Genomic DNA, 10753 nt, shown 5'->3' with positions numbered 1-10753 from the left:
GAGCTGGACGGCACGCCTGCGGCCTACGGCGAAGAGCCGGTCAACACCTTCACGCCCAGCGACCAGAGCAACCCGGCGATCGGCCGGCTGACGGACGGCGGCTACGTGATCGCGTGGAACTCCTACCTCCAGGACACCTCGACCTGGGGCACCTACGCCCAGCGCTACACCGCCTCGGGCGAAGCGGTGGGCCCTGAGTTCCGCGTCAACACGATTACGGCCGGCGAGCAAAGCTACCCGCAAGTCGCGGGCCTCTCGAACGGCGGCTACGTGATCACCTGGCAGGACGACAGCAGCCACGAAGGCAGCGGCTGGGGCTGGGGCGTGTTCGCCCAGCGCTACAACGCCGACGGCTCGACGGCGGGCAGCCCGATCGTGGTGAACACCACCACCGAAAGCACCCAGTTCCACGGCGTCGTGGCCAGCTACACCGACGGTTTCGCGGTGGCCTGGTCGTCCGATAGCTACGTGGCCGGCGGCAACGGCCACGACATCTACCTGACCCGCTACGACAACGCCGGCAACGTGCAAGGCACCCCGCAGCAACGGGTCAGCGTCACGCCGGGCACCAGTGACGCACAGCCGGGGGGCCAGGACCTGCCGCGCATCGCCGCCCACGCCAACGGCGATCTCGTCATCGTGTGGCGCGACAGCAACGGCAACGACGGCAGCGGCTGGGGCGTCTTCGGGCGCACCTACAGCGCAGCGGGCGGCTTTGGCGACACCTTCCAGGTCAACACCACCACCACCGGCACGCAGTACAACCCCGACGTGGCAACCCTCGCCGATGGCGGCTTCGTCGTCGTCTGGGAAGACCACAACGGGCTCGACGGCTCCAGCTACGCCACCTTCGCCCAGCGCTACGACCTGAACGGCGCGGCGGTGGGCGATGCGCTCCAGGTGAACGAAAACACCAACGGCGCCCAATACCAGGCCAAGGTCAGCGGCCTCGCCACGGGCGGCTTCGTGGTCGCCTTCTACAACGACACGGGTGACTACTGGGGCGACGTCTACCTGCGCGAATTCGACGCCAGCGGCCAGCCGGTGGACGGCGACCGGCGCGTGAACGGCGGCACGGCCGGGGTCTATCGGGGCGACTCGGCCCCGGCCATTGCTGATCTGGGCAACGGCAACTTCGTGGTCGCCTGGCAGGCTGACAATCATTCGGACGGCAGCGGCAGCGGCATCTTCCAGCGGGTCTTTGGCGACACCGCGGAACTGCCGCGCAGCGGCGACCCGGCGCTCAAGGATATCGAATCCAGCGTGGTATTCGGCGCGGCCGATGCGATCACGCCGCAGCTGATCGACAACGACCTTGTCGTTTCGAACAATGGCACCAGCTTCAGCGGCGGCAGCCTGTGGGTTTATTTCACCTCCGGCGCGGACAGCAACGACGCGCTGGCAATCCGCAGCGTGGGTTTCAACGCGGGGCAGATTGGCGTAAATCTCAACGAAGTCAGCTTTGGCGGCGTCGTCATCGGAACCGTGGCGGGCGGCACCGGCGGTGCGCCGCTGGTGGTGAGCCTCTCTGGCGCAGCCAGCCCGGCGGCGATCCAGGCCCTGGCCGAAAACGTCACCTATCAGTACAGCGCAGCCGCGGCGCCGGCCGGCACGAGCGACCGCTACGTGGCCTTCCGGCTCTTCGACAACAGCGCCGCGGCGTCGGACCCGACCGAGACTCTGGTCCGTATCCAGGACACCGCGCCGGCCTCCGCGCTGGCTTTGGTGGATGTCGTTCCCGCCGTGACGGTCAGCGAGACCGCGGCCCGCGGTGGCGTGCTGCTTGACGGCGCAGTCCAGCTCAACCAGGGCGCGGGCGGCCTCGATGGTGCCGTGCTGACGGCATCCTTCAGTGCCAACGGCCGGAGCTCCGACCAGCTGGGAATTTTCAGCGATAGCCATCTGAGCTACACCGGAAGCACTGTCAGCTACGACGGAACGACGATCGGCACGGTTGCCGGCGGTGACAACGGTACGCCGCTGACCGTCACCTTCAATGCCAACGCCAGCGCCGAGCGCGTTGAAGCCGTCATTGAGCACCTGGCCTACCAGAGCGACACGCAAGGCGCGCTGCCCAGCCGCACGGTGCTGGTCAGCCTGCAGGACGCGAGTTCTGCGGTCACCAGCCAGAGCATCACCGTAAATATCCTGCCCGAGGCGAACGGCGCAGTGCCGCTGTTTGACCAGGCGCGGGTCAATACCTACGTGGCCGGCGAGCAATCCCAGCCCGCCGTGGCCACCCTCGCCGACGGCAGTTATGTGGTGGTGTGGCAGTCGTACAACCAGGACGGAAACGCCTGGGGCGTCTTCGGCCAGCATTTCACCGCCGCCGGCGTGCCCGTGGGCCTCGAGTTTGCGATCAACAGCTACATCTGGAACAGCCAGGATGGCGTTTCGGTGGCGGCGCTTTCCGGCGGCGGCTACGTTGTGGCCTGGCGCAGCGAGGCGCAGGACGGCAGTTCCGGCGGGGTTTTTGCGCAGGTTTTCAGCGCCCAGGATGCGGCGCTGGGTGATGAGTTCCGGGTCACCGCGAGCACTGTTTACGACCAGACTCATGCCGCGGTGATCGGCCTGGCCGATGGCGGTTTCGTCGTCGCCTTCGCCGACCAGACCCGCGACGGCAGCGGCTACGGCACCTACGCCCAGCGTTACGACGCCAGCGGTACGCCGATCGGGAGCGATTTCCTGGTCAACACCTATGTGCCGTATGACCAATACCTGCCGGCCCTGTCGGCGCTGAAGGACGATCCATCCACTTCAGGTACCAATGAGACGGGCTTTGTTGCCGTCTGGCGGTCGCTCTATCAGGACGGTTCGGGCTGGGGAATATTCGGCCAGCGCTTCGATGCCAGCGGCAACAAGGTGGGTGCCGAGTTCCAGGTCAATACCAACGCCAGCGGCAACCAGTACAACCCGACGGTCGTCACGCTGACGAACGGCGATTTCGTGGTGCTGTGGTCCGACGAATCCGACTATTCGCTACTTGGCCAGCGCTACACGGCGGGCGGCGTGGCGGTGGGCGGCGCGTTCATGGTGAGCACGCCGGATCTGCCTTCGAATCAGGAGCTGTGGCCGCACGCTACGGCACTCTCCAACGGCGGCTTCGTCGTCGCCTGGGATAGTTACAGCGGCCTTCTCAACGATTACATCGACGTATGGGGCCAGCAGTTCGACGCCACCGGGGCCAAGGTCGACGGGCCCGTGCGGCTTAGCCAGACGAGCGCCGATGCCCAGCACCACCCGGTTGTGGCCGGTCTGGCCAACGGCAATTTCGTGGCCGCCTGGGCATCGAATGCCGAGGATGTGCCGGGGCAGGGCGGCTATGGTGTGTTCCAGCGCCTGTTCGGCACGCCGGGTTCGGTGGCGCGTCAGGAAAACCCGCAGCTGCTGGATCTGGAAAGCTCGGTCACCCTGAATGAAAACGCCGTCAATGCCACGCCGCAACTGATCGATTCGGGTCTGCGCGTCATCGACGAGGATTCCGCCAATTTCGCGGGTGGCACGCTGCGCGTTTCGGTGCTGACAAGCCTGGGCGGAAATGCCGCCTACGACATGGAAGCCTTCAGACAGGATAGTTTCACGATCCTGCACGAAGGCAATGGCGCCGGGCAGGTCGGTGTCAGCGGCACCGCGGTCGGCTCGACGATCCGCTTTGGCGGCGTTGCGGTCGGCACCATTGCCAGCGACGGGCAGGGTTGGTCGGATCTGGTGATTGTGTTCAACAGCAACGCCACTGCGGCCATCGTCGAGCGTGTGGCGGAGCGGCTGGCCTACACCACCAGTTCGTCGGCACCGGTCGGGCGGGTGGTGGAAGTTGCCGTCAGTGACGGCGACGGCGGCCAGAGCGTGACCCAGACGATCAACCTCAACATCACCCCGCAGACCGACGGTGCGGTGGCGCTGTTGCCGGGCGACACGCAGGTCAACACCTACACCGACAACACCCAGGCCTATCCGACCGCGATTCATCTGGCAGGCCCGAATGCCGGCGAGTACGTGATCGTCTGGCAGTCCTACGGTCAGGATTCGGATCAGTACGGCGTCTATGCCCAGCGCTACAACCTGAACGGCGCGGCCATCGGGGCCGAGTTCCAGGTGTCCTCGGCGACTCCCGGCAACCAAGGCACTGACTCCGGCGTGAGGGCTGCCGCGCTGACCGACGGCGGTTTTGTGGTGGCCTGGGAGTCCAGCGACGACTGGGGCCGCGGCGTTTTTGCCCAGCGTTTCGACGCCTCGGGCAACGCGGTGGGCAGCGAGTGGCGCGTCAATCCGGTGACGACTTACGAGCAACTGCAGCCCGCCGTGGTCGGCCTCGCCAACGGCGGCTTCGCGATCGCCTACAGCGATGACACCAATGCGGACGGCAACAGCTACGGAACGGTCTTCCAGCGCTACGACGCCAACGGCCTCGCGCAGGGTAGCCGGGTTCTGATCAACGACAACCCGCCGGGTGGCGGAACCGCCTTCACCACCGACAATCAATCCTTCCCGCAACTGTCGGCCCTTGCCAACGGCGGCTTCGTGGCCGTGTGGCATTCCTATGCCCAGGACGGAAGCGGCTGGGGCACCTACGCGCGCGTGTTCGACGCCAGTGGTGCGCCCACAACAGACGGTTTCCGGGTCAATAGCTCGACCCTCGGCCACGAGGCGCGTCCTGATGTGACGACCCTCAGCAACGGCGATTTTGTCGTTGTGTGGCAGACCAGTGACGATCCGTACAGCGACAGCTACGCGATCATGCTGCAGCGCTTCACCGCCGGCGGCGTGCCGGTGGGCTCCGAAACGCTGGTGAATAACGGGCTGACCTTCCCGTCCAGCGACGCCTACCCCCACGTGACGGCCCTTGATACCGGCGGTTTCGTCGTGTCCTGGGAATCCGATGACGGGTGGGGTCGGGGCTATTACGTCCAGCAATACGACACCGACGGGCACAAGGTGGATGGCCCGCTACGGGCCTCGCAAGCCGCCACCTCCGACCAGACCTACGGCGATGTGGCCGGTCTGGCGGGCGGGCGATTTGTGGTCACCTGGTCGTCCTCCAACCAGGAGGCTTCCGGTTGGGGCGTCTACCAGAACGTCTTCGGGCCGGCCGGTTCGCCGGTGCTCCAGGCGGCGCCGGTGATCAGCGACATGGCGGGGCGTGTCACCTACCTTGAAAACACCGTCAACGCCGCGCCGCAACTCATCGATGCCGCGGTGGGCGTGTTCGACAGCGATTCAATCACGCTGGACGGTGGCGTTCTTACGGTCAGCGTGATCAGCGGTTACTCCAGCCTGAACCAGGATATCGGCGACTACCGGCAGAATCAGGACAACTTCTCCATCCTGTCCGAAGGCACGGGCGCCGGACAGGTGAACGTCAGCGGCGCCAACGTGCGCATCGGCACCACGGTGATCGGCAGCATCGTCAGCGACGGTCAGGCGGGCCATGATCTGGTGATCCAGTTCAATGCCGCGGCCACCCAGCCCTTTGTCGAGCATGTCCTCGAACGGCTGGCTTACCGGAATCCGTCCACCGATCCGGTGGCCAGTCGGCAGGTCAGCATCACTCTTTCTGACGGCGACGGGGCGACCAGCACGCCCACCGTGATCCAGATCAACGTCACCGCCGAGGCCGACGGTGCGCTGCCGCTCGGATCGCCGGAATCCGTCAATACCTACAAGAGCAGCGAGCAGATGTCGCCGGCAACGGCAACCCTCGCCGATGGCGGCTACGTCGTCACCTGGCAGTCGAACGGCGAGGACGGCTGGGATTACGGCATCTTCGGCCAGCGCTACGCGGCCAACGGCACGCCGGTCGGCAACGAGTTCAAGGTCAGTGCCTATACGCCGGGCTCCCAGTCCGACCCGGCGGTGGCCGCCTTGAGCGATGGCGGCTGGGTGGTGACCTACACCGACGAAGGTCGCGACGGCAGCGGCTATTCCGTGTGGGCGCAGCGCTTCGACGCCGCCGGTCGTACGGCCGGTGCTGAGTTCCGCGTCAATACCTCCACCTCGGGCAGCCAGCTCGATTCGTCAGTCAGTGCCCTGGGCGACGGCTTTGTCGTGGCCTGGCGTTCGGACGGCGAACGCAATGGCGAGTATTACGACGTTTTCTTCCAGCGCTACGACCATAACGGCAACACCCTCGGCGCCGAAACCCGTGCCAACACGCCGATCTCCGGCAACCCTTACGTTTACCAGTACGAACCGGACATCACCGCGCTGGCCAACGGCAATTTCGTCGTCGCCTGGCGCAGCGAAGGGCAGGACGGCAGCAACTCGGGCGTCTATGCCCAGCTCTTCGACGGCACCAGCGGAAACGCCATCGGCGCCGAGTTCCAGCTCAACCAATACACCGTCGACTACCAGTACTACCCGCGTATCGCCGCAGTGGGCAGCGGATTCGTCGCCACGTGGATTTCGCGCGGGCAGGACGGCAGTAGCGACGGCATCTACGCACGTGGCTACGACGGAGCAGGCAACCCGGTCGACAACGAGTTCCGGGTTAATGAGTCCAGCTACAACTACCAGATTTCGCCGGACATCGCCGCCACCGGCGACGGCGGTTTCGTGATCACCTGGCGCGACAGCAATACCGACGACATCCTGGCGCAGAAGTTCGACGGCGCCGGCAATCGTGTCGATGGGGAACTGAATATCGGCACCACGGGAATATCCAGTGACGATGTGCCGGCTGTCGCCGGGCTGGCGGGCAACGCCTTCGCCATCGTCTGGCAGGGCCAGTCGGACGGCAGCGGCTACGGCGTCTTCCAGCGTGTGGTGGGCGACCCGGGCACTTTCGCCCACAGCGCGGCGCCGCAGATCGTCGATCTGGCCAGCTCCGTCACTTTCCAGGAAAACGCCATCAACGCCGCGCCGCAGGTCATCGATGCGGGCATCGGCCTGTTCGATCCGGATTCGGCCAACTTCAACGGCGGCCGTCTGGATGTGAGCTTCATCACCACCTACGGCGACCGTAACCAGTTCAACATTCCAGGCATCCAGGCCCAGGACCAGCTCGGCGTCCGCAACGAAGGCATGGGTGAGGGCCAGATCGGTGTCAGCGGCAGCACCATCAGCTACGGTGGAACGGCCATCGGCACACTCATTGGCAACGGTGTCAATGGCGGCTCGCTGATCGTCAGCTTCAACGCCAACGCCACGCCCGAAGCGGTCGAGAACCTGATCGAGAACCTCACCTACCAGAACTTCCTGTCCAACCCCGAACCGACCCGCACGGTGTCGGTGCGCCTGTCGGATGGCAGCGGTGGTGTGACCGCACCGCAATCCATCACCCTCAACATCGCCGCCAATCCCGACGGTGCCGTTCTGTACGGTGCGGAGCAGGTGGTCAGCCGCTTTGCCCTCACCGGCAACCAGGCTGGCGAGCAGGGCGACTCATCCATCGCCCAGCTGGCCGACGGCGGCTATGTGGTGGCCTACACCGACTGGAGCGGCAGCGACGGCAGCAGCTACGCCGTTTTCGCGCGCCGCTATGACGCCAACGACAACGCCGTCGGCGACCCGTTCCAGGTCAATATCGCAACCCTCAACACCCAGGACGAGCCCACCGTGGTCGGCCTGTCGGGCGGCGGCTTCGCGGTGATCTGGACGTCCAACGACTTCGCCACCGACACCTCCGGCGACGGCGTCTTCATGCGTCGCTACCTGCCCGACGGCAGCGCTGCGCCCGGAGGCGAGGTGCTGGTCAATACGAGCATGGGCGGCAACCAGTATCAGCCGGCGGTCAGCCAGAGCAGCGATGGCGGCTTCATCGTCGCGTGGTATTCGGATGGCGAGCGGGACGGAATTTACTACGACATCTACCTCCAGCACTTCGACGCCACCGGCCAGAAGGTCGGAGGTGAGGTGCGCGCCAGCCTCCCGATTGCGGGCGAGTTGTACACCCCGCAATCCGAACCCTCGATCGCGCTTCTGAACAATGTCGGCGGTGACTTCGTCGTCACCTGGACGGACGGCTACGCCGACGGCAGCGGCAATGGCATCTTCGCCCAGCGTTTCAATGCCGACGGTAGCCCCATCGGTGCCCGGTTCCAGGTCAATACCTACATCGACAACTCCCAGTCCCAGTCCTCGGTGGCAGCCCTCAACGACGGTGGATTCGTCGTTGTATGGACCTCCTACGGCGAGGACACCTGGGGTTACGGTGTTTACGGGCAACGTTACGACGCCCTCGGCAACACGCTCGGTGCCGAGTTCCGTGTCAACTACAACACCGCGAACAACCAGCTGCAGCCGTCGGTCACCGGGCTCACCAACGGCGGCTTTGTCGTCAGCTGGGATGATCAAAGCAGTGTCTGGCTGCAGCAGTACGACGCCGGCGGCCGGGCCATCGACAGCCAGATCGTCGTCAACGACATCAGCACCGAGACCACCCCGGACATCGTGGCTACGGCAGATGGCGGATTCCTCGTCAGCTACCAGGGTTATCGCGACACCGCCCACGGCGGCAACAACAGCACCGAGGTGCTCGTCCAGCGTTACAGCAACACCGCGCCTAACGTCAGCGACGTGAATGTCACCGGCGACGAGGACAGCGATGTCGCGCTGCTCGATACCCTGTTTGCCGCGGGCTTCACCGACGCCGAAGGGCAGGCGCTGGCGTCGATCCGCATCGTTACGCTGCCCGGCTCCGGCACCCTGAGCCTGCATGGCGTGGCCGTGCAGCCGGGGCAGGAAATCGGCGTGGCCGATCTGGCCGCCGGTGCGCTGATCTACCACGGCAACGCCGACTACGCCGGTGCCGACCTGTTCCGCTGGACCGGTAGTGACGGCAACACCTACTCGACCCAGTCGGTGTTCACCAACATCACGCTGCGTAACGTCAACGACAGCCCGCGCCTCGAAGCGGGTGCCGACCGCGTCGCGCAGGAAGGCCACTATTTCGCCCAGGGCCTCACCCTCGGCGACCCGGACATCGGCAACGTCTACCACGTGACGGTGGACTGGGGCTACAGCGTGAACGGCACCCCGGTCACCAGCAGCTTCACCACGCCCAGCAAGTCGCCGACCATTGATCACGTCTTCCCGGACAACGGCAGCTACCACGTCAGCGTCACCGTTGATGACCAGCAAGGCCAGGCCAACAGCGTCGCAACCGACAGCTTCACCGTCGTCGTCGACAACGTCGCCCCGACCCAGGGGCTCGGTGGCGACAACACCGTTGAACAAGGTCATCCCTACACGCTCACTCTCGGTGGGGTCAGTGATCCGGGCGCCGATATCGTCACCCAGTACGCCATCGACTGGGGCGACGGCAGCCCGCCGCAGGTCATCGCCGCGGCCGACCTGCCGGCCAACCGGCAAGTCGTCCACACCTATGCCGCTGCAGGCGACTTCACCATCGAGACCACGCTGACCGACGAAGACGGCAGCTTCCCGCACGCCAGCAGCAAGGCGCTCACCGTTGCCCCGCCGGCCGAAGTCATCGTCGTCGATGCAGGCCTCGACAGCAGCGTCGGCGAAGGCCTGTTGTTTACCCGCAGCATCAGCTTCACCGACCCCGCCGACCAGGATCCGGCCGGGCGCAGCGCCACCATCAACTGGGGCGACGGCACCCCGGTTGAAACCCTCAGCCTTGGCGCCGGCCAGTTCAGCTTCAACATCAGCCACCGCTTTGCCGACGACCGGGCCGTCCCGGTTACGGTGGATGTCAGCGTCACCGACAACGGCTTCCAGACCGCCAGCGACAGCTTCACCCTCGCCGTCACCAACGTCGCCCCAAGCCTCGCCGTGAGCGGCCCTGGCGCAGTCGCCGAAGGCAGCCCCTACACCGTCACCCTCGGCGCGGTGCAGGACGTTGCTGCCGATACCGTCAGCGAATACCGCATCGACTGGGGTGACGGCAGCGCGCCGCAAGTCATCGCCGCCGCCGACCTGCCAGCCAACCGGCAAGTCACCCACACCTACGCCGACGGCAACATCAGCGGCACCGCGCGGCAGATCGGCGTCACCCTCGTGGACGAAGACGGCACCCACATTAATGCGGGTACGCAGGCCCTCACCGTGTACAACGTCGCCCCGACGGTCAGCGCCAGTGGCGCCGTCACCATTGCCGAAGGCAGCGACTACACCCTCACCGTTGGCCCGCGGGTCGATCCCGGCGCCGACACCCCGACCCTCTACCGCATCGACTGGGGCGACGGCAGCACCCAGAACCAATACACCCCGACCGAATACGACGCCCTCGTCGCCGGCGGCGGCGTGGTTCATCACACCTTCGCCGACGGCACCAGCAATCCGACCATCACAGTCCGCGTCTTCGACGAAGACGGTGAACACATCGCTGCCAGCCACAGCGTCAGCGTCACCGATGTTGCCCCCACCGCCAGCCTCACTGGCGCCGCAACCACGCCGGAAGGCAGTGCCTACGCTCTTGGCATCGGCGCCATCCTTGATCCGGGCGCCGACACCGTCAGCGAATACCGCATCGTCTGGGGTGACGAAACCACGCCGGGCAGCTACCAGACCATCAGCGCCGCTCAGCTCGCGCTGAATGGCGGGGTTGTCAGCCACACTTATGCCGACGGTGCCGCCAGTTACAGTGTGCAAGTTTCGGCGCAGAACGAAGAAGGCCTCTTTGCCCTAGGCACCAAGGCGGTCGACGTCCTCAACGTGGCCCCCACCGCCAGCCTCAGCGGCCCGGCCACGGTGGACGAAGGCAGCGTCTACACCCTCACCGTCGGCGCCATCACGGACCCCGGCACCGACACCCGCAGCGGCTACACCATCGCCTGGGGTGACGGCAGCA

Annotated in this window: 1 protein-coding gene; it reads left to right on the top strand. The window is 65.9% G+C overall.

Annotation, left to right across the window (positions count from 1 at the left end):
• Nucleotides 1–10753, top strand: a 10753-nt coding sequence (locus Q1W26_RS14805; protein ID WP_300441752.1) for a PKD domain-containing protein, incomplete at both ends; no start/stop codon positions are given.

The organism is Zoogloea sp. (assembly GCF_030157465.1).
In the GTDB taxonomy this organism is placed as follows: Bacteria; Pseudomonadota; Gammaproteobacteria; order Burkholderiales; family Rhodocyclaceae; genus Zoogloea.
Note: the sequence above shows the minus strand (reverse complement) of the source record. Positions and strands in the feature narration are given on the sequence as shown.